The sequence below is a fragment of the Erythrobacter sp. HI0063 genome, assembly GCF_001635685.1.
GTDB lineage: Bacteria > Pseudomonadota > Alphaproteobacteria > Sphingomonadales > Sphingomonadaceae > Qipengyuania.
This window is the reverse complement of the sequence record NZ_LWFF01000181.1, coordinates 1-282: the sequence shown is the minus strand read 5'-3', so window position 1 is coordinate 282 and position 282 is coordinate 1. Positions and strand designations below refer to the sequence as shown.

The 282-nt window shown below is 61.7% G+C and carries 1 pseudogene; it reads right to left on the bottom strand.

Annotated elements, in window-relative coordinates:
• Positions 1-282 (bottom strand): annotated as a pseudogene (locus A3736_RS06145) (flagellar type III secretion system pore protein FliP); the annotation flags it as partial.

The window sequence follows — 282 nt, the reverse complement described above, 5'->3', positions numbered from 1 at the left end:
CAGGCTCATCAGAACGCTGGACACGACGAGGTCGATCACGAGGAAGGGAAGGAACAGCATGAAGCCGATCTGGAAAGCGGTCTTCAATTCGCTGGTCACGAAGGCGGGCAGCAGGATCGAAAACGGAACGTCCTGGGGCGAAGCGAACTGGCCCGCATCGGCGATGTCCGCGAACATTTCGAGGTCGTATTCGCGCGTCTGGCGGATCATGAACGCATGGAACTGGTCGCCCGCCCGCTCGATCGCGACTTCCGCGCCGATCTGGCCTGCGGAATAGGGCGC